The 18049-nt window shown below is 52.9% G+C and carries 22 protein-coding genes; 9 read left to right on the forward strand and 13 right to left on the reverse strand.

What is annotated here, in order from left to right; all coding sequences use genetic code 11:
* Nucleotides 1-295: 295 nt before the first annotated feature.
* The 3 genes from JUK32_RS17235 to JUK32_RS17245 form a co-directional block, all read right to left on the reverse strand.
* Nucleotides 296-904, reverse strand: coding sequence for a cupin (locus JUK32_RS17235; RefSeq protein WP_204140101.1), 609 nt, complete (start codon nt 902-904; stop codon nt 296-298).
* 212 nt (nt 905-1116) lie between these two features.
* Nucleotides 1117-1962 carry a class II fructose-bisphosphate aldolase gene (locus JUK32_RS17240; protein ID WP_204140102.1) on the reverse strand — a complete coding sequence of 282 codons (846 nt, stop codon included), beginning with the start codon at nt 1960-1962 and terminating at the stop codon, nt 1117-1119.
* Between the two features lie 241 nt (nt 1963-2203).
* Nucleotides 2204-2821: a Uma2 family endonuclease gene (locus JUK32_RS17245; RefSeq protein ID WP_204140103.1), complete on the reverse strand. Its 618-nt coding sequence runs from the start codon at nt 2819-2821 to the stop codon at nt 2204-2206.
* Nucleotides 2822-3024: 203 nt separating this feature from the next.
* Between JUK32_RS17245 and JUK32_RS17250 the strand changes: the two genes are divergently transcribed.
* Both JUK32_RS17250 and JUK32_RS17255 read left to right on the forward strand, forming a co-directional pair.
* Nucleotides 3025-3327, forward strand: coding sequence for a hypothetical protein (locus tag JUK32_RS17250; RefSeq protein ID WP_204140104.1), 303 nt, complete (start codon nt 3025-3027; stop codon nt 3325-3327).
* Nucleotides 3312-3605 carry a type II toxin-antitoxin system RelE/ParE family toxin gene (locus tag JUK32_RS17255; RefSeq protein ID WP_204140105.1) on the forward strand — a complete coding sequence of 98 codons (294 nt, stop codon included), beginning with the start codon at nt 3312-3314 and terminating at the stop codon, nt 3603-3605. Before JUK32_RS17250 ends, JUK32_RS17255 begins: the two co-directional genes overlap by 16 nt.
* A gap of 95 nt (nt 3606-3700) precedes the next feature.
* On the opposite strand, the gene JUK32_RS17260 is transcribed toward JUK32_RS17255, so the two are convergent.
* From JUK32_RS17260 to JUK32_RS17270, 3 genes are all read right to left on the reverse strand, one after another.
* On the reverse strand, nt 3701-3916 hold the full coding sequence (locus JUK32_RS17260) for a DUF2283 domain-containing protein (RefSeq protein WP_204140106.1): 216 nt from the start codon (nt 3914-3916) through the stop codon (nt 3701-3703).
* Nucleotides 3913-4173 carry a hypothetical protein gene (locus JUK32_RS17265; protein ID WP_204140107.1) on the reverse strand — a complete coding sequence of 87 codons (261 nt, stop codon included), beginning with the start codon at nt 4171-4173 and terminating at the stop codon, nt 3913-3915. Before JUK32_RS17265 ends, JUK32_RS17260 begins: the two co-directional genes overlap by 4 nt.
* 139 nt (nt 4174-4312) lie before the next feature.
* A complete protein-coding gene (locus tag JUK32_RS17270; protein ID WP_204140108.1) occupies nt 4313-4654 on the reverse strand; it encodes a 2Fe-2S iron-sulfur cluster-binding protein in 342 nt (113 codons plus the stop codon).
* Between the two features lie 236 nt (nt 4655-4890).
* On the opposite strand from JUK32_RS17270, the gene cimA reads away from it, so the two are divergent.
* Both cimA and JUK32_RS17280 read left to right on the forward strand, forming a co-directional pair.
* Complete coding sequence (cimA, locus tag JUK32_RS17275; RefSeq protein WP_204140109.1) at nt 4891-6588, forward strand: citramalate synthase; 1698 nt, start codon at nt 4891-4893, stop codon at nt 6586-6588.
* Between the two features lie 167 nt (nt 6589-6755).
* A complete protein-coding gene (locus tag JUK32_RS17280; RefSeq protein ID WP_204140110.1) occupies nt 6756-7016 on the forward strand; it encodes a hypothetical protein in 261 nt (86 codons plus the stop codon).
* 230 nt (nt 7017-7246) lie between these two features.
* Here the strand turns inward: JUK32_RS17280 and JUK32_RS17285 are convergent, their stop codons facing one another.
* The 3 genes from JUK32_RS17285 to JUK32_RS17295 all read right to left on the reverse strand — a co-directional run bounded on the left by JUK32_RS17285 (nt 7247) and on the right by JUK32_RS17295 (nt 9623).
* Complete coding sequence (locus tag JUK32_RS17285; protein WP_204140111.1) at nt 7247-7543, reverse strand: YkvA family protein; 297 nt, start codon at nt 7541-7543, stop codon at nt 7247-7249.
* A 42-nt stretch (nt 7544-7585) separates the two neighbouring features.
* Nucleotides 7586-7882: a cupin domain-containing protein gene (locus JUK32_RS17290; RefSeq protein WP_204140112.1), complete on the reverse strand. Its 297-nt coding sequence runs from the start codon at nt 7880-7882 to the stop codon at nt 7586-7588.
* 76 nt (nt 7883-7958) lie between these two features.
* On the reverse strand, nt 7959-9623 hold the full coding sequence (locus JUK32_RS17295; protein ID WP_204140113.1) for a S8 family serine peptidase: 1665 nt from the start codon (nt 9621-9623) through the stop codon (nt 7959-7961).
* Between the two features lie 451 nt (nt 9624-10074).
* On the opposite strand from JUK32_RS17295, the gene rpe reads away from it, so the two are divergent.
* Together rpe and JUK32_RS17305 are read left to right on the forward strand one after the other, a co-directional pair.
* On the forward strand, nt 10075-10776 hold the full coding sequence (rpe, locus tag JUK32_RS17300) for a ribulose-phosphate 3-epimerase (RefSeq protein ID WP_204140114.1): 702 nt from the start codon (nt 10075-10077) through the stop codon (nt 10774-10776).
* A gap of 465 nt (nt 10777-11241) precedes the next feature.
* Complete coding sequence (locus JUK32_RS17305; RefSeq protein ID WP_204140115.1) at nt 11242-11418, forward strand: hypothetical protein; 177 nt, start codon at nt 11242-11244, stop codon at nt 11416-11418.
* Between the two features lie 247 nt (nt 11419-11665).
* Here JUK32_RS17305 and JUK32_RS17310 read toward each other — a convergent pair whose 3' ends face one another.
* Entirely contained in the window at nt 11666-13063 is a 1398-nt protein-coding gene (locus JUK32_RS17310) for an NCS2 family permease (RefSeq protein ID WP_204140116.1), read from the reverse strand.
* A 372-nt stretch (nt 13064-13435) separates the two neighbouring features.
* Between JUK32_RS17310 and JUK32_RS17315 the strand changes: the two genes are divergently transcribed.
* Nucleotides 13436-14464 carry a DUF4870 domain-containing protein gene (locus JUK32_RS17315; RefSeq protein WP_204140117.1) on the forward strand — a complete coding sequence of 343 codons (1029 nt, stop codon included), beginning with the start codon at nt 13436-13438 and terminating at the stop codon, nt 14462-14464.
* 66 nt (nt 14465-14530) lie between these two features.
* Here the strand turns inward: JUK32_RS17315 and JUK32_RS17320 are convergent, their stop codons facing one another.
* Together JUK32_RS17320 and JUK32_RS17325 are read right to left on the reverse strand one after the other, a co-directional pair.
* Nucleotides 14531-14890 (reverse strand): hypothetical protein, encoded by a 360-nt coding sequence (locus JUK32_RS17320; protein ID WP_204140118.1) that lies wholly within the window; start codon nt 14888-14890, stop codon nt 14531-14533.
* Between the two features lie 30 nt (nt 14891-14920).
* On the reverse strand, nt 14921-15244 hold the full coding sequence (locus JUK32_RS17325; RefSeq protein ID WP_204140119.1) for a TIGR03792 family protein: 324 nt from the start codon (nt 15242-15244) through the stop codon (nt 14921-14923).
* A gap of 205 nt (nt 15245-15449) precedes the next feature.
* Between JUK32_RS17325 and JUK32_RS17330 the strand changes: the two genes are divergently transcribed.
* Both JUK32_RS17330 and JUK32_RS17335 read left to right on the forward strand, forming a co-directional pair.
* Nucleotides 15450-15773, forward strand: a complete 324-nt coding sequence (locus tag JUK32_RS17330) for a phasin family protein (RefSeq protein ID WP_039726164.1) — start codon at nt 15450-15452, stop codon at nt 15771-15773.
* Nucleotides 15774-16094: 321 nt separating this feature from the next.
* Nucleotides 16095-16655: an FKBP-type peptidyl-prolyl cis-trans isomerase gene (locus JUK32_RS17335; protein ID WP_204140120.1), complete on the forward strand. Its 561-nt coding sequence runs from the start codon at nt 16095-16097 to the stop codon at nt 16653-16655.
* 430 nt (nt 16656-17085) lie between these two features.
* Here JUK32_RS17335 and JUK32_RS17340 read toward each other — a convergent pair whose 3' ends face one another.
* Nucleotides 17086-17949 carry a bifunctional 2-polyprenyl-6-hydroxyphenol methylase/3-demethylubiquinol 3-O-methyltransferase UbiG gene (locus JUK32_RS17340; protein WP_204140121.1) on the reverse strand — a complete coding sequence of 288 codons (864 nt, stop codon included), beginning with the start codon at nt 17947-17949 and terminating at the stop codon, nt 17086-17088.
* Between the last annotated feature and the right edge of the window lie 100 nt (nt 17950-18049).

Here is an 18049-nt window from a genome sequence, read left to right on the forward strand (position 1 = left end):
TGCGCGGCTGACCCTTGTGCCGCTGATCCTTGCGCGGCTGACCCTTGTGCCGCTGATCCTTGCGCGGCTGACCCTTGCGCGGCTGACCCCTGTGCTGCTGACCCTTGCGCCGCCGATCCCTGTGCTGGTTCATAGCCATACTCACTAGAGTCGTGACCTCACACAGCACGCCTTCATCAAGAACGTTATTTAAAGGATTTCAGTCAATACTGAAGTCCTTTTTCACTCTCAACGGCAAGCCTTAAAGAACGACAGGTTGCAGCCCGATCGCTGCACCGTCACTGTCATCAGCAGGTCAAAACTTTTCCGCCGTTTGGTGCTCAGGATGAAACTTGTAGCGGCGATCGCGATCGGTCACACCGTATAAATTAAAAGAAACCGTCGTTTCATCGCCCATTGATTCAATGGCATGAATCGCATCGCTGGTGAAGCCAATCACATCCCCCGGATTGAGTAACAACTCCCCGCTCGACTCGATGCGATGGGGAGAGTCAGGGTCAGCCGCACGATGCCAAAACCGATTGCGCTCTTGCCCGCCGAGCAAGGCCACAATGCCCCAGGTGCCGTGATTGTGAATCGTCGAGGGCGTCCCCGGCTGCCAAGTCACCATCTGTACCGTGAGGGGATATTGATATTCGCGATACAAGAATTTCACCGCCCACCCCGTTTTCGGCGATGGGGGATCGTATTCCAACTGCAACCAATAAGAACTGATCAAAAGCTTTCGGACTAGGGGCACAATCGCTTCGATGCGACTGATATCATCTTGAAATTTTTCTAGAACGTTATCTAAATCAGTTAAAAAATGATATATCCGATAAACTTTTTGCGGCGGTTCCATATCGGCAATACCAAACTGACGCAGTTGCCCATCATCCGTTAATAGCCAATTAGAATTTTCCATGGTTTTTAAAATTTTTTAACCGTTCTGGTCAGTCCGGAGCGTGCTGTCGATAACGCATGATAACCACGTAATCTCACATGGAGCTGAGATCAAACTGATATTTCTCTGAGTGTCATCTTTTCTAGCGATCGCACTCGATGGTGGGGGACGAAAACAGCGGCCACACAACTCAATCATGTGGATGTCCCACTCTAGTCCGCCCCCTGCTCTAGCTATGCTTTCCCCGCACTGCCAAATAATCGAATTTTTTGCGCCACAATCTCCTGCATGGCCGCAGTGGCCGCCTTTTGGCAATCCAACAAATCGGTCTGCGAATCCGTTTTGCCGTACTCACGCCAAAACTCCAAATACCGTTGCCGCACCTCCGTGTTGACGTTGAACTTGCAGACGCCCAGCTCAATCGATCGCTGAATCATCAACGCGGGCAGCCCTGACGCCCCATGCAGCACCAGGGGAATCTTCAAACGCTGCCGCACTTGGGCGAGGCGATCGAAATCTAACCGAGGCTCGCTGTGATACTGGCCATGCACATTGCCAATGGTCACCGCAAGAAAATCGACTCCCGACGCCGCGACAAACGCTTTGGCCTGATCGGGGTCAGTCATTTTGGCTTCTTTTTCCGCCACCGTCATGCCGTCTTCGGTGCCGCTGATGCGACCAATTTCCGCCTCCACCGTAGCTCCCTTTTGATGCGCCAGCTGGGTCATGGCATGGGTAAAGGCCAGGTTCTCTTCGTAGGAAAATTTGGAACCATCGGCCAGTACCGACTGAATGCCCGCCTCTAGGCACAGGGCAATGACATCAGCTTCTTCGCAATGATCCAGATGCACCGACATCGGCACGCGGGCCGAGTCCGCCGCTGCTAAAAAGAGGGCGATTAAGGGCGCTCCCCCATAGTGCAGAATCTGGGGCAAAATCTGAATGATGGCGGGACTGCGATCGGCCTCTGCCGCGTTGACCACTGCTTTCGCGCCTTCGAGATTGTAGAGATTGAACGCCCCCACCGCGTAACCATAGCGCTGCGCTTTTTCTAAAATTGCTTGGGTAGACGTGAGCATGAAGGGGGTATCGCATGGAATGGCTCATTTATTGTCGCCACCCGTCGGCTGCCTGCACTGGCTTGGTTCACAAAAGTAGACTGTGCGCTCAGCCTACACTGGTCGCCTCCCTAGCGATTCACAACCGTTACGATGCCTTTCAGTGTGGAGAAGTAAATAGCGATCGCAGTCCTCATCCAAGTCGCCGCGATCGCCCTTCCCAAACTCTCAAACAGACTGATATGTCTCTGACTCGGTTAATTTATCCCGGCATGTTAAACACTTGAGCAGCGGTGAGTTGTAGGGTGGGAAAGGTGATGGAAAGGATGCGATCGCTGCCCCGAAACTGGCTTAGCTCATATTCGCCATCAACGAGGGTACACACTGTCAGCGTGGGCTGTTTTGGGGAGCCGATATAGCGTCGTCCACCCATGCCCAAATAATCCACAATCCAATATTCCTGAATGCCTAAGGCTTCGTAGTCGCCTAATTTAGCCAAATAATCGTCACGCCAATTCGTAGACATGACTTCTATGGCGAGTTTGACACTCTGACCTCGGGTAAGAATTGATTCGCGTTCCCATCTAGGCTCATGGAGTAGCTCAGAATCATCTAAGACCGTGACATCTGGCTCATACCCCGTATCGTTGGTGATCTTGATAATGCACTCTTTCGGAATAAACCAGGGACGTTGTGTTTGCCGAATCGTTGAGCCCAGCTCATAGGCAAGATCACCGGCAATTCTGGAGTGCTGACCTCTGGGCTTGGGCATCTCAATCACCACTCCCCGTCTCAGTTCATAGCGATGCTCGGCATCTTCGGGATACCAATCTGCAAAGTCATCGAACGACATAGGGGTCTTATCCGATAGGGCAATCATCGCGATCTCGCCTCCCTAGCGCTTCACAAACGTTGCTATGCCTCTAAGTGTAGGAGATGCCGACAGCGATCGCAGCCCTCATCAAAGTAGCCGCGATCGCCCTACCAAACCTGTAAGCCAACTTCTGCGCCTCAGCATCGAGATGCTAAACTCTCTGCGAATCTGGCTAAACTAGAGCCAGCACCCTCTCGGCCTTAAATGCTATGCAAATTACGTTGAGTACAGAGCAGAGCCAAGTGCTCGAAGCGCTTGCACAACAAGGTGGCTATGCTTCAATGGCAGATGCAGTAGATCAAGCTCTAGTGTTGCTCGCAGAGGTGGTTATTGAAAGGTCAGAGGAGAATACCCCAGAGTATTTGGCCTGGGTCAAGCAAACGCGCCTCAAAATTGAAGCTGGAATAGAGGCCGCTGATCGCGGAGACGTGCTTGATGCTGACACTGTATTGGCTCAGCTACGTCAGAAAGTTGAAACTGCCAGAGCAGCCGCTGAATGGGAACGCTGCTGATTACGATTCCAGCTAGCCAAGATCTAGAGGAAATTTCGGGGTATTTTCTTCAAGCAAGTGTGGATGCGGGTGACCGCTTTGTGGAAGGGTTTGGCAAAAAGTGCCAGCAACTCGCTCGCTATCCTCACATTGGCAAATCCTACGCTCAGCTTAAACCCGGTCTGCGAGGGATTTCATTCATGAACCACATCATCTTTTACCGGGTTTTGGAAGGCCGAATTGAGATTTTGCGGGTGATTAGCGGCTATCGAAATTTGCGGGATGTCTTTGCCGAATGAAGACATTGCCCTCCACACTGGCGTAGCCGAATCGCGCACTGTCCCTGTCAGTGTAGGAGATGCAGGCAGCGATCGCAGTCCCCAATGCCTTAAGCCTACTGTTGTGTTGTCAGCAGGGCGATCGGCAGATCCACTTCAATCGCTGACGAACTCGCGGTTTGGCTGTAATGCTCCAAGGTGATGCCAACAGGTTGACCGTCGCTGTCTAAATCAATAATCAGGTTTTCATTGATAACTTCAGATTCAACGCTGGGGCGATCGCTGATATCGATGTAGAGCGTATCAGTGTCAGAAAAATAGCTCAGCTTCATGATGGTTCTTCTCCTCGTTGCTGCCGCCGATAAAAGTTGCGATCAAAAAAAGCGTTGTGAATGGTTTCTCCATCTTCTAGGGTGATCACTCGTAATACTCGACCTCCCATTTCCGGGATATTTCCCCAATACACGAGACGACCATCCGCTTGTTTTATCTGTTTGACTGGGTTGCTAACAATTCTCTCAATCCACTCCAGCTGGACTTCAGGATGTTTGCGCGGGACGACGTTCAAAAAGTAAGGAGTAAATTTCATGCAAGGCACTATTGGAAGCTCTTAGCAACCTTTTGGAGGTCTTCGCAATCTTAGAAGGTGAGTATACCCTGGCGAGTTCGTGCACCAGATGTCTGAAAGCGATCGCTCTCCTCACGTCCCCCCATCAGTCCCTGATGAGTCACGAACTTTCGGGTGTCCACTGCGGCTCCATCCCCTGCCCCCAAAACTCGGTGTACTTGGTGACGCGAACATCGCCCAGCACTCGGGTTTGACAGGCCAGCCGTAAATCGCAGTCAGGATTGTGGGGTGGCAACGAGCGGCGAGTGCGATCGCGCCAACTCACCTCAGACACCTCACCGTCAATCTGCACAGCGCAAGTGCCACAACTGCCCAGTCCGCGACAGTTGATCAATTTGGACTGGCCGTTATGCAAATCAACGCCGTTTTTCAGCAATACTGTCCTCAAAATTGCGCCCACTTCGCAATCGAACGTCTTTCCCTGCGCCATCACCTTGGGCATCTGGACTCCTCACAGCCTGGGCCACCGCCCAGCCTTAATTAACTCATTTAAGTTTGCCAAACCCTGTCCTCCTGCGGCCATTGAGTCAGCCTTACCCCGGCCAACTTCTGTCTGTCAAAAGAAAAATCTTACTGTTTAGCAACGTTACCCTGGGTCGGTGGGCCAGTCGATAGAATGGGTTTTATGCCTGCTTTTGGGGCATACACTGTCGTTTGCTGCCATTTTTTGCGATCGCTATGTCTTCACCCGTTGCGTCTGCTGATCAGCCCGCCGTCTGGATTTACGACACCACCCTGCGCGATGGGGCGCAGCGAGAAGGGCTCTCCCTGTCGATCGAAGACAAGCTGCGGATTGCCCACAAGCTCGATGCGCTGGGCATTCCCTTTATTGAAGGCGGTTGGCCGGGGGCAAACCCCAAAGACGTGCAGTTCTTTTGGCAGTTGAAAGAGGAGCCGTTGCAGCAAGCGGAAGTCGTCGCGTTTTGCTCGACCCGGCGACCCGGCAAAGCCGCCGACACCGACCCGATGTTGCAGGCGATTTTGGCGGCAGGCACCCACTGGGTCACCCTGTTTGGCAAGTCCTGGGATTTGCATGTGGTGGAAGGGTTGCAAACGACCCTGGCAGAAAATTTGGCCATGATTGGCGACACGATCGCCTTTTTGCGATCGCAGGGGCGGCACGTCATTTACGACGCCGAACACTGGTTTGACGGCTACAAGGCGAACCCTGACTATGCCCTGCAAACCCTCGGCAGTGCCCTTGCGGCAGGGGCCGAGTGGCTGGTGCTGTGCGATACCAATGGCGGCACCTTGCCCCACGAAGTGAGCCAAATTGTGGCCGATGTGCAAACCTGGCTCACCGCTCAGACGAAGGCCGCTGAAGCGGCGGTTGCGCCCCGACTCGGCATTCACACCCACAATGACGCCGATATGGCGGTGGCAAACGCGATCGCCGCCGTGCAGCAAGGGGCGACAATGGTACAAGGCACCATCAACGGCTATGGCGAGCGCTGCGGCAATGCGAATCTGTGCTCCGTAATTCCCAATCTGCAACTGAAATTAGGTCAGCCCTGCTTGCCCCCCGAACGGTTGCAGTCGTTGACGGAAACCAGTCGCTTCGTGAGTGAGTTAGCCAACCTAGCCCCCGATGACCACGCGCCCTTCGTCGGCCTCTCGGCCTTTGCCCATAAGGGGGGCATCCACGTTAGCGCCGTGGAGAAAAATCCCAAAACCTACGAGCACATTGCCCCCGCCGCGATCGGCAATCGTCGGCGCATCGTGGTTTCCGATCAGTCTGGCCTCAGCAACATCTTGGCGAAGGCCCGCAGTTTTGGCATTGAGCTTAACAAGCAAGACACGGCCTCGCGGCAATTGCTCACTCGACTGAAGGAACTGGAGCACGAGGGTTACCAGTTTGAGGCGGCGGAAGCCAGTTTTGAATTGCTCATGCGCGAAGTGCTTGGTCAGCGGCCCAGCTTTTTTGCCCTGCGAGGCTTCCAAGTCCACTGCGATAATTTACCCTCAGAAGCCCACTGGAAAACGCGATCGCTCGCCACCGTCAAAGTCATCATCAACGACCAAGAAATCCTGGAAGCGGCGGAAGGCAATGGCCCGGTCTCGGCATTGGATCGCGCCCTCAGAAAAGCCCTGGCCAACTTCTATCCCGCGATCGCCAACTTTCACCTCAGCGACTACAAAGTCCGTATTCTGGACGGGCGGGCAGGCACCGATGCCAAAACCCGCGTCCTGATCGAATCCAGCAACGGCCAGCAGCGCTGGACGACGGTGGGGGTATCCGGCAACATCATCGAGGCTTCTTATCAAGCCGTAGTCGAAGGGTTGGAATATGGCCTCATGCAGCAAGAGCATCCCTTGACCAGTTGCGATATCACATCCACTCAGTTGAACAATGGCTCTTCGACGACTGTCCCCTAACGCGGAATGTTCGTTGCCGCGATTTACTCTCCGAGGGCACACTGACGAGACGACCCAAAACCCGGCAATGTTACAGGCTGTTAAGGCTCGCGCCGACTCGCCGCCCTAGTCAAATAGCTGACAGTATGATTCCTGAGATGCGATCGCATAATTCAGGAGACTGGGCAATGAGCCAAACGGTCAAAATGTATATCCAATATATGGATGGCACTGAACAGCAGTTCGAGTGGGATTCACAACGCGAAGGGACAGAAACGGCCAACCTAGTCAGTCATTTGCAAAAGATGCTGCACGACGAGAATGTGCTGTTAGAAATGGGCGATAAGCTGCTGATCCTGCAAAGACAAAATATTAAGTCTATTGAAATCACGCCAGTCCCGGCCAAGCTGCCCGCGACGACGATTCATGGTGTGCGAGCGGTTGAATAAGCTGCAAGCATCACTCGTTCTTGGCACAACTGGCAAAAGCGGATCTACAGTCATCTGACCAACCGCATCGGTAGCGTGGGTAACGTCAGCAGGGCGATCGCGGACTTCGGGACTTGCGCACAAAAAAGATCCCCATGAACCGAGTTTCGACTCCGCTCAACTCTCGATACTGGTAGGTTGAGCGGAGTCGAAACCGGATTGAACAGGTACTTTATTTAGTTGCAGATCCCTTAGTCTACCTCCACCGCTTTAACGTCCACCGTCTCAGCGGCCTCGTCGTCTGATGGTTGAGACTCTGACGTCTGCCCACTCAGAAATTGCTGGCTGAGCCACTGACTCGCCGCCGATACCATCAGCACAATGAGCGCCACATCATCGATTTGGCCCACCAGGGGAATCAAATCCGGTGAAATATCGATGGGGCTGATGAGATAGAGCAAAGAACCGAAAAAGACCCAAATCCCGTACTGGGGATGGGTGAGCAAACGACGATAGCCCTGGAATAAATAGCGCATAGTAATTTTCAAAATTGCCAGAATATAGCGGCGACTGCCATCACGTGGCCCGCATTACTCATCCCCAAACATGTAATGCTTTTTGACCGCAGTCCGAATTTCCCAAGTACAGGACATCCCCGCCGGGAAGCGCACCAAATCACCTGGTCCCATCGTGACAGGACGACCGCCATCGGGCGTGACCACCACATCCCCCGCCAGGAAGTAACAAGTTTCCGATTCGTCGTAAGTCCAGGGAAAAGTCGAGGCTTCCTTCGTCCAAATCGGCCAGTCCAAGACTCCCAATTCCGCGAGGCGATCGCGACTCGGCGGCGACTCGACCACGATATCGGTAGCGGGCGACACGGTCATGACTGCACTGTCCTTAACGACTTGCCATACACCCTAACAAACTGGTGCAGCTTGATGCGGCTTCAAAATGCGGTGCCTAATTGACTTCAGAGGCCGGTACCGCCCACCAAGCCAACGCATAGTTTTGCGCCAGCGCATCGGGCACCTGCTGACGATACACCACCCGCAGTTTATACGTCCCCGTCTCCGGAATTTGGGTGAACAAATGCTCCACACTATCGACCCGACTCACCGATGACCAAATGCTGTCGGACAAGTCGTCATCCTCAGCCCGCATGAGATAGAGATCGAGATTGTTGATGCCGCGATCGGTAAACGTTTCCCCCAGATCATAAAGACCGTTGTTATTGGCATCATTGAGCACCACCAGGCGCTCCCAAGCCAGCGTCGCCGAGAGATAGCTGCCCCCCGCCAACGGCTCCGCAAACACATAGTCGCGCTGTAAATTGGTTTGCTCAGTGCGGGGCAAATCTGGCGGTAAAGGCGACTCTGCTGTGCCAAAACTCCACCCAATGGCCGGTACCGCTTGGGCTGCTGACCATTCCCCCCCCTGGAGCTGTTGTAACGCCCGCGCGGCATTGAGATGTCCCGTGCCCAGTTCGGCATGAAGGGGGCGCGTTGGGTCCCGATAAGCGTCTGAGGCCAGCCAGTTTTGATTGCTCTCATCTAGCAAAGTGCGCGTCATGCCTAGCAAGCGCCCGTCACCGCTGTCCGCCAGCTTGTCCGCCGAATTCAGCAGCACCGCTTTCATCACCATCGGCTCACGGGCATCCAGCGTCCAGTTCGCTTCCGGCGATCGAATCTGGCGATCGGCCCATTCTTGTAACAGCGCCACGGTAGCCGTGACATGGGGGGCGGCAAAGCTCGTTCCGCTCACCGTGCGCGAGTTACCGTCGGGATTGATGACCGTGATGAGACTGCCCGGAGCCACCAGATTAATCGATCGGCGATCGCCCACATTACTCTCAGGGACAGGCGATCGCCGAGGCTGAAAGTCGGGCTCACTGCTCAGGTTAGCAAAATCGATTTTGCTAAACACACCATCGACCTCACGGGAGTAGGCCACATTAATGCCATTGAAGTTATCCGTCGGGATCGGAATCCCCCCGCCCCCTTGATTGCCCGCCACAACGTACAACACATCATGTAGGCGCTGTGACCAATCAATGCAGCGGGTCAACAAGGCATTGCCATCCAGCACCGCCTCGGGTCGCGGGTCACGGCTCAGCGACTCCCCAAAGCTGAAGTTGATTGCTCGCACATCACCACCATTGCCGAGCGCCACCTGCTGCGACGCAAAACATTCCTCTGGCTGTCCACTGCGGCCACGAATGGGGCCGATCGCCGCCGCGTACAACATCGCGTTCGGGGCCACCCCCGTCAACGTCTTATCCTGACTGATCATAACGCTGGCCACGTTGGCCGCATGACCATCCACATACTGATTGGGATTGGGCTGCTGATCTAAAAAAAAGACTCGACTGACTTTCACCGGCAGATCAGGATTCGCCACCTTATCTAAGCCAAATTGACTGGGACGACCAATTTCGACCTGGCCAATGGCAATTTTGTCGCCGGTCAAAAAATAGGGTGCGCCATGCAGCCGGAGGGCATCAATCCCGCCCGATCCGACCGAAGTCGATAACGCCCAGACTGGCATCCCGACACCCACTGCTCCAAGGGTCAATAAACAACGACTCCGCCAGTCGCGCACCAGCCTCGCCAGTTTTGATGAATTCATTCCGCTTCTAAACTCCCAAGCAGCAGTTAACTCTTTCAAATTCAGCCCGTTGTCAACGTCTCAAAGTCATTAGCCGAGAGTATATAAAAATCGCCCGCCCAACGGTAATAGGGATAACGTCGCCAGCAATTTTGACCCACCACTGCTCACCGGCATGTCAGCCCCAGACTCACAGCTTACGGGCGTCTACCCTCAGCCAAACGCCCAAGGCCATGATTCCTTTGATATTAGCAACTCCCACTGTCATCACTTCGTAACAGAGACCGCCCCAGCTAACCACCAGAAATCGCCAGGAATTGTCCCTGAACTGCACTGCGTCAATAGGGAAACGCGATCGCGGCAAGCCCCCACCCCTATGACGGCAGCGCCTGAATCAACCGTCGGAGCGCTGTTGAAAAGCTAAAGGTTTTGTTACGATAACTACTAAAGCATTTAGGAGAACCCGTCAGCTATGGCTCAGTCTCAAAAATCTGTTGTTGTTGCTCCATCCATTTTGTCAGCTGACTTTAGCCGGTTGGGTGATGAGGTTCGTGCCATCGATGAAGCCGGTGCTGATTGGGTTCATGTGGATGTCATGGATGGTCGGTTTGTACCGAACATCACCATTGGTCCCCTGATCGTGCAGGCATTACGTCCGGTCACTCAGAAAACCTTGGATGTGCACCTGATGATTGTGGAGCCTGAGAAATACGTTGAAGACTTTGCCAAGGCTGGGGCTGACATTATTTCTGTACACGCCGAGCACAATGCCTCTCCTCACTTGCATCGCACCTTGGGCCAAATCCGCGAGTTGGGGAAACAAGCCGGAGTCGTGCTCAATCCTTCGACGCCCCTCACCTTGATTGAGCATGTGTTGGAACTGTGCGACTTGGTGCTGATCATGAGCGTCAACCCCGGTTTCGGCGGTCAAAAGTTCATTCCGGAAATGATCACGAAGGTGCAAAACCTGCGTCAAATGTGTGACGATCGCGGCCTTGATCCCTGGATTGAAGTGGACGGGGGTCTAAAGCCCGACAACGCTTGGCAAGTGATTGAAGCGGGCGCGAATGCGATTGTCTCGGGCTCTGGAGTCTTCAAAGCGGCTGACTACGCTGACGCGATCGCGGGCATCCGTAACAGCAAGCGCCCAACGCCAGAACTCGCTGCGGTTTAGAGTCCCGCAAATCAGCCAGACGATTCCAAGTCAGCTATTTGTAAAGACTGCAATAAGTTTGAAAATTATGACCGTTTGAACAGGAGGTGCGATCGCGCCTCCTGTTTTTTAATGTCAGCAGATTTACGGATAAATCACGTCAGATCTGACTCTATTGGAGAAATTTCAGGCTCACTACGTGTTTTTGCGATCCGCAGTTTTCCAAGCGATCGAGCAGCATTTACAGGACTTGTGTCTGCAAATCCGCAATGAATACCGATGCATCAATAAATACACACAGACTAAAGTAAAACATAGGATGGGATCGGCATTCTGAAGCCGCTAAGGGTTAGGGTGAACGCCTAAATAGACTGTCTTGCTTTACCTTGTTCTAGCGAGGATTTGCGGACGTTCGACTAGCGTCTGGAAATCCTCTCCCATCAATCGCGTATTCCCATTAAATTAGGAATCAGGAGTGCCCTGAAGATGATCAACCTTGAGACTACCATCGAGAAAATTTTTACGACTCGCCGCATCACCCGTCATGATCAGCAACTACTGATGTGTTTATTTTCTCAAAATAGCTTGTCGCCTTCAGACAAAGATTTGTTGGATCGCGTATACGAAGCCCTCCATCAAGGACGTTTGCGGGTAGTGGATTAGCCGAATCGGACAGGATGCATTAGATCGGCTGATCGGGATCAGCTCTGCAACCACAGCGGCCAGACTGGATGTCTGTCCCGCTCATGGCCTGCCCTAACAATCACCACAAGCCTCTAGAAACGCCAATTCACCCCCTCCTTTTGTCCCTGGATGAACTGTCGGCCCAGAGACTGGCAAACCAAAGACCGCTGTAGGGGAATAGCTCCTACAACGGTCTTTTTCGGCGGAGCGAGGTGAGCAGTGGCCCCTAAGCGATGCCCAACCCTAGCAAGACAAACCGCGCCACAAAAATCGCAGCCAATAGCCAAATCACCCAGTTCACCTCATGGGCCTTACCTTGGAACGCTTTCATCAACGGGTACATGATGAAGCCAACCGCGAGACCTTCGGCAATGGAGTAGGTGAGCGGCATGAGCAAAATCGTCAAAAAGCAAGGAATCGACTCAGCCGGATCAGACCAGCGAATTCCCGTGACGCTACCCATCATTAGGACACCGACAATCACCAATGCCGGAGCCGTAGCATAGCCAGGAATCGCGGAAATCAACGGAATAAAGAAGATTGACAAGAAAAAGCAACCCGCTGATACCACGGCAGCAAAGCCCGATCGCCCACCTTCCGAGATGCCAGAGGCCGATTCAATATAGCTGGTGACGGTGGAGGTACCCAGTAGCGCTCCGGCAGTCGTCCCGATTGCATCAGCGAGCAACGCCTGATTGGCGCGGGGCAATTTGCCCTCTTCGTCGATATAGCCCGCTTGTATACCAATGCCGGAGAGGGTGCCAATGGTGTCAAACAAGTCCACAAACAAAAAGACAAACAGCACCGCTAAAAAGTTCGCAATCCCAGCCGAACCAATTTGACCTAAGCCCACAAAAGCTTGTCCTAACAGATCTTTGGGCCAAATGGGAAGACCCACAATGCCCTGGGGTGCCGGCGAAATTTGCAAGATCCAGCCTAAAATTGCGGTGGCCAAAATGCCCCAGAGTAAGCCGCCTTTGACCCGGCGGGCGACAAATGCCGACGTAATGACAATACCGGCGATCGCCATCAACGTTTCCGGTTGGCCCAGGTTACCTAGAGTGGTGATGGTGGCCTCAGAGGACACAATGATGCCCGCGCCCCCAAATTCTGGATTACCCGAGAGGGCAATATAGGCGATAAACAGGCCAATACCAGCCGCCACAGACCGCTTCAAACATTCGGGAATGGCGGTAATAATCGCCGCCCGAAAATTGGTCAGGGTGAGGCCAATGAAAATGAGCCCTTCGATAAAGACGGCAGCGAGGGCCACGCGCCAGTCGATCCCCAATTCCAACACGACAGAGTAGGCAAAAAAGGCGTTTAAGCCCATGCCGGGGGCGAGGGCAATGGGATACTTAGCCACGATGCCCATGATCAGGGTGGCGATCATGGCGGAGATACCAGTCGCCACGACCAGCTCACCAAACAGATCACCGCTTTCTTGTAAAAAGATGGCAGCCGAGAGAATACCGGGATTCACCACCAGGATGTAGCCCATGGTGATGAAGGTGGTGATGCCCGCAATGATTTCGGTGCGTAGGTTGGTTTTTAACCCTTCAAAATCAAAAAACTGGGCGATCGCGCCGGGGGTAGACGCGGGTTCTGGAGAAGGATTTGTCATGAGAACACATTCATTCTGATTGCGACTTTTTCTATAAGAAGGAAAATCGCCAAGATTCTATTACACCGTGAAACATCAAGACTGTTTGAACCACACAGTTCTCAAAATTCCTCGCCCTCTGAGGCTATCCATGATGCCACCGTCAAACCCGAGCAGGACGGAGGCGACAGGCCCTGGCCCAGCGTCTGAAGGCGAGCACAGCCATGCTGACCTCCGCAGGTTTTCTAACATTCCTTGATGCCGTGCCCTACAAAGCATCAGTGGGTGTACTTAAAGATCTGTAAATCTTCGCCGTGCTGGCCCCGGAGGGTTGATCGGCTCGGCCCAACGCCGGGCATGTTAGGGACAGCATATGGTAGTGGCATCAGCGTCATGAACAACTCTGCTCTCTCGCTTTACCAAAATGGCTCCCTCGCATTCAAACAAGCACGTTATCCCGACGCGATCGCCAGTCTGGAACAGTTCTGCAAAGAAACCACAAATCGTCAGTCTAAGCAGTTTTTTCAAGCGCAAATGTGGCTGATTCAGGCTTATTACCGCGACCATCGCGATTTGCACGCGATCGCCCTGTGTGAGCAATTAGCCAAAAGTGAGATTCCCCAGGTGCGGCAATGGGCCAGCAACGCCCTCCAAAAGTTGATGACAACCGCTGATGCCACGCCTAGTTCCCCGCCCACTACCCGCGCCACCTCGGGGCCGCCGCCGGTAATAGCGGCGGCGGCCAGCCATTCTTATGCCCCCCCAGCGGAGCCGGAGCCGCCCCCATCACCTTTACCGGCTGATCAAAATCCCTTTGACAGCATCACCGACACCCCATCACCCCCCCAGGATGTGGCTGGCCCCGTGGATCGGGCGGGCTCAGCGGGTGACTCGCGCTTTGTCTACGATGGCGCGAGTATTCCTCAACGCCCCAGGACGTCATCTTCGCCAGCGACCCCGGTGCGCAGTCAGCCCCGCACGCCTAAAAAACCCCAGCAGAAAGATCTCACTCAGCAAGTGATGTCCGCGATCGCCCATGGTTCCATTTCCATGCTGGCTAGTATTCTGCTGTATCTCTTGTTCAGCGACTCCTTCATTGCCAACGGTTTGGGCCTCTTGCGCTTTGCTGTGCCGCTGATCATTTTTCTCACCACCCAAGACAAAGTCGTCAAAGACAATGCCCGTGAAGCATTGAACTACACCATCACCTGCTTGATTTTGTTCATTCCGCTCATCTTCGGAGCCATCGCATTGGCGCTGATCCTTGCATTGTTGCCGCCCATTGGCCTGTTATTAGGGCTGGCACTCGGCGGTTATTTGCTGGTGTTGTCCTTTTATCCAGTTGTTGCCACCTTCGTTTGCTCAACCCACGAGGATCGAGTATTTACTTATCCCAACTGGTTAATTCTGCATCTGTTGTGAGGGAAAGCGTGAAGCGATCGCTCAAGCATTTAGCCAAATTTTGACGCGCCAGGCCAAACCGCAACGCTAAAACACGGTGATTAGCAAGCTAATTCCAAATATTGCCAGCAAAATAATCCACACTCGATAGCGATACCAGATGACGGCCAACGAAGGCGCAGGCTGGGGCGATCGCACTGTTCCTTGAGCGCGTTCAGCCTCAGCGGTAATGGATTGATAGAGGGTACAAGTCCGGGCGTGGGGCCGCTGGGGAAACGTGCAGGTATCGTCGGCATCGTAGGCGCAGGTCTGGCAGAGCACCTCATCCGTCGTGGCCTGATGCAGTTCGATGCTGGGGTGTCCGTGGGCCTTAAGCTGAAGACGACAACGAGCACAGACCAGATCCGTCGCTTTCACCTGATTGTCACAGCGTGGGCAGAGTGGCATCGCGGTCTATTCCCAAAGTCCACTCGTATCCTAGCGTGTGGATTCCCGACTCACGGGAAACCGCCGCACCTGATATTCCTTAGACGCTGCCATCGTATATTCACAGCCCAGCGCATCATCAAATTGCTGGGTAATTTCGGTGAGTTCCTCTTCCGGAATGGCCTTCCACTGGTCGCGCGTTTCCCAGCGAATCATCAAGATCAACAGTTCTGGATCAGCCGGGGAGATCCAGGTCTCTTTAGCGATAAAGCCGTCGTATTGCTGGAGTGCAGGCGTCCAGATGTCGTCGTCTACCTGAATGTATCGCTCACGGTTTTCAGCCGACACTCGGATTTCCAGCCATTCAATGACCATGGTTTGATTCACACTCAACAGTTTGCGAGAGAAACATTACGCGATCGCACCGCACCTGTCTAAATTTACAGGCGGCATGATGACCACAACTTCCCACCGCAGCTAGATGTCCTAATCGGTTCGGTTCTTGAGATCGGGGCGATCGCGGTTCTTTGTCACAATAAAACGGTACTTTGAGTACACCCTACTGACTTCTGGAGGCGACATGGATACCAACAACCTGCTCCGTCAAATCATGATGATTGGCATCGGCACCACTTCTCTAGTAGCCGAGCGATTGCGTGAAGTCAGCGACGAGTGGGTGCGCGAAGGTCGCATTAACCCTGAGCAGGCCAGCCGCTTTGTAGATGACATCATGACCCAGTTTTCGGGAGAGTCCGCCAATTTTGATGAACAAATTCAGCGGCAGTTGCGCAACGTACTGCAAGATCTGGGCGTGCCTCAACAACGCGAAATGGATGAGTTACGGGGACGACTCGACCGCCTAGAACGGCAAGTGCGCGACTTAGAAAATAAGATGTGGCGATAGGCCGCTCTTGAGTAAATTGATGCAAGTGTAATGGTTAACCACGCGGGCATCAATTGCTGGAATTGCCGCAAGATATCCTCAACGTTGCCGAGATCTGTAACAGCTAAGTAGCTGGGCCGAATTAAACGATAAGCTGGTGGCTGATTTCGACTCCGCTCAATCGGCGATATTGCTTGGAGACCAGAAATTGAGGGTTGAGCAGAGTCGCAACCCGTCGATGAAATAATGGTGCCTCCCTACTTAGATGAAATGCCTCAGCTACGGAGGGCGAATCTCGGTAGACTAATCAGTGTTGCTATTTGTGATTGCGGGAGAGGGTTTGTGCGAGAGATTTTAATCAGTTTGGCAGTACTAGCGACTTTTTGTATGGTGCTGTTGGTGGCGCAATTTACTGGCCCCAAGGGTGAGGCGATCGCCGCTAATGTGGGCGACACAGAAGCCGCTATGGTAGCCGAAACGCAAATTGCCCAAGCCGCAGAAGATTTAACGGTCGAAGAAGCAGAAACGACCCCTGACGAAACCGCTGAGGAAGCTGAGGAAACTTTGGTGACGACTGATTCGGGATTGCAGTACGAAGACATTGTGGAAGGCACCGGCGCGATGCCCCAGAAGGGTCAACGGGTAACCGTTCACTACACGGGCACGTTGGAAAACGGCACAAAATTTGACAGTTCCCGCGATCGCAACCGCCCCTTCTCTTTCAGCATTGGGGTGGGCCAAGTGATCAAAGGGTGGGACGAAGGCGTAATGACTATGCGGGTTGGCGGTCAACGCAAGCTCGTAATTCCTCCCGAGTTAGGCTATGGCGCTCGCGGGGCAGGTGGCGTAATTCCCCCCAATGCGACCTTGCTCTTTGATGTTGAACTACTACGCATCGGCTAGAACAGCGATCGGCACGAGAGTAATGTTAGCTCTCCCCCAAAGGTAGTAGAGAAATCGGGGTAGCTTTCACGCTGTCCCGATTTGGCTTTATGTGGGCTTGTAGTGACGAGCCTTCCTGACAAACTAAACTGGGCACAAAGCCAGCCTTCAAACCCGTTACGGTAAGCATTCCGATCTTTTGTTCTAGATTTTACTTACGAACAAAATGATCGTTTTGAGTCATCAGGAAATTTTCAAATGGGGGATACACCTATGAAGAAGATATTTGAGGCAGCATCCTTTTCAAGCACAGGAGATTTGAATAATGACTCAACTACATCAGCATCAGCTTCCTGAGTTTCAGTGACCGTGTCTCCAGTCGTCACACATCAGGCCAACAACTTTCTCAGGCTGGTTTCAGCAGTCACGCACTAAAGATACTGTTGCTTTCTCAACCTTTGAGATAGGAAACACATGTTTGGGCTGAAATTACTTTTCTAAAGGGAAAGTTCTCATAGGGCACACTACCTCGCCACAAATTGTGACCCTCCGCAGAAAGATAAAAGGTCTCCAAATCCCCAGTCAGTTTTCCAAGCATCTCATCACAAATACGATCAGAGTCAGCCTGTAAATATTGACCTGAAATGAGTTGTTTCTGAAGATTGAAAACCTTTTTCAAGATGTCTTTATGGGCGTCTGCTCTATCGCCGTCCACAACAATATCTAGGCAGTGAACAGAATGTCCGTCCTTTCGCAAAAACTTCTGAATACCTCGATAAATACTGTCGAGATCTGCTAACGGAATATGTTCTAGCACTGAAATGGAGTAGATGCCGTCAAAACTAGCGTCAGCATATCCTGGCAACTCATCGTTAAAATAGCTTCTGGCAAACTTAACGTGGGGAAATTGTTTCAGGTAAGCTTCATACTCTGTGGGACCATTACCCGCACCTTCATAGGGGTCAACGATTGTCACATCGTACCCAAGTTCAGCTAACATGCCGGCGGCTAAAGGCACCCCACCACCAATTTCTAGGAGCTTACTACCCGGAGGAAGAGTCCCTAAAATAGCCTTAACTGTCCAAGCCCGCTGAACATTTTTGAGATCGCCGTTTGAATAACAAATTTGGGGCAGATGAGCAGCACTATCGCAAAAGTCGCGCACCAACGCATAGTCCAGTTCCGCAAACTCTGTATGACTATATCGCTCGATCAAGAAGCGCTTGGAGGATTCATCCAGCAATTTCACAGGCATTGATGACCCAATTGCCTGCTTCATTTTTCTAGCAGTTGGAAGCAACTTTTTTAAGTTCATTAGACCCCATCAATGATTGTAACCGGGCGTCATCAACACCGCTGCCAGTTAATAGTTGATTTAGATCCTATCACATCCACAAAGCGCCTTTACTGTCCTG

This window comes from Halomicronema sp. CCY15110 (assembly GCF_016888165.1).
In the GTDB taxonomy this organism is placed as follows: Bacteria; Cyanobacteriota; Cyanobacteriia; order Phormidesmidales; family Phormidesmidaceae; genus Halomicronema.

What these genes read in the sequence shown, in the direction of transcription:
- JUK32_RS17235 (WP_204140101.1), bottom strand. Translation starts at nt 904, where the DNA reads ATGGAAAATTCTAATTGGCTATTAACGGATGATGGGCAACTGCGTCAG.
- JUK32_RS17240 (WP_204140102.1), bottom strand. Translation starts at nt 1,962, where the DNA reads ATGCTCACGTCTACCCAAGCAATTTTAGAAAAAGCGCAGCGCTATGGT.
- JUK32_RS17245 (WP_204140103.1), bottom strand. Translation starts at nt 2,821, where the DNA reads ATGATTGCCCTATCGGATAAGACCCCTATGTCGTTCGATGACTTTGCA.
- JUK32_RS17250 (WP_204140104.1), top strand. Translation starts at nt 3,025, where the DNA reads ATGCAAATTACGTTGAGTACAGAGCAGAGCCAAGTGCTCGAAGCGCTT.
- JUK32_RS17255 (WP_204140105.1), top strand. Translation starts at nt 3,312, where the DNA reads ATGGGAACGCTGCTGATTACGATTCCAGCTAGCCAAGATCTAGAGGAA.
- JUK32_RS17260 (WP_204140106.1), bottom strand. Translation starts at nt 3,916, where the DNA reads ATGAAGCTGAGCTATTTTTCTGACACTGATACGCTCTACATCGATATC.
- JUK32_RS17265 (WP_204140107.1), bottom strand. Translation starts at nt 4,173, where the DNA reads ATGAAATTTACTCCTTACTTTTTGAACGTCGTCCCGCGCAAACATCCT.
- JUK32_RS17270 (WP_204140108.1), bottom strand. Translation starts at nt 4,654, where the DNA reads ATGCCCAAGGTGATGGCGCAGGGAAAGACGTTCGATTGCGAAGTGGGC.
- cimA (WP_204140109.1), top strand. Translation starts at nt 4,891, where the DNA reads ATGTCTTCACCCGTTGCGTCTGCTGATCAGCCCGCCGTCTGGATTTAC.
- JUK32_RS17280 (WP_204140110.1), top strand. Translation starts at nt 6,756, where the DNA reads ATGAGCCAAACGGTCAAAATGTATATCCAATATATGGATGGCACTGAA.
- JUK32_RS17290 (WP_204140112.1), bottom strand. Translation starts at nt 7,882, where the DNA reads ATGACCGTGTCGCCCGCTACCGATATCGTGGTCGAGTCGCCGCCGAGT.
- JUK32_RS17295 (WP_204140113.1), bottom strand. Translation starts at nt 9,623, where the DNA reads ATGAATTCATCAAAACTGGCGAGGCTGGTGCGCGACTGGCGGAGTCGT.
- rpe (WP_204140114.1), top strand. Translation starts at nt 10,075, where the DNA reads ATGGCTCAGTCTCAAAAATCTGTTGTTGTTGCTCCATCCATTTTGTCA.
- JUK32_RS17305 (WP_204140115.1), top strand. Translation starts at nt 11,242, where the DNA reads ATGATCAACCTTGAGACTACCATCGAGAAAATTTTTACGACTCGCCGC.
- JUK32_RS17310 (WP_204140116.1), bottom strand. Translation starts at nt 13,063, where the DNA reads ATGACAAATCCTTCTCCAGAACCCGCGTCTACCCCCGGCGCGATCGCC.
- JUK32_RS17315 (WP_204140117.1), top strand. Translation starts at nt 13,436, where the DNA reads ATGAACAACTCTGCTCTCTCGCTTTACCAAAATGGCTCCCTCGCATTC.
- JUK32_RS17320 (WP_204140118.1), bottom strand. Translation starts at nt 14,890, where the DNA reads ATGCCACTCTGCCCACGCTGTGACAATCAGGTGAAAGCGACGGATCTG.
- JUK32_RS17325 (WP_204140119.1), bottom strand. Translation starts at nt 15,244, where the DNA reads ATGGTCATTGAATGGCTGGAAATCCGAGTGTCGGCTGAAAACCGTGAG.
- JUK32_RS17330 (WP_039726164.1), top strand. Translation starts at nt 15,450, where the DNA reads ATGGATACCAACAACCTGCTCCGTCAAATCATGATGATTGGCATCGGC.
- JUK32_RS17340 (WP_204140121.1), bottom strand. Translation starts at nt 17,949, where the DNA reads ATGAACTTAAAAAAGTTGCTTCCAACTGCTAGAAAAATGAAGCAGGCA.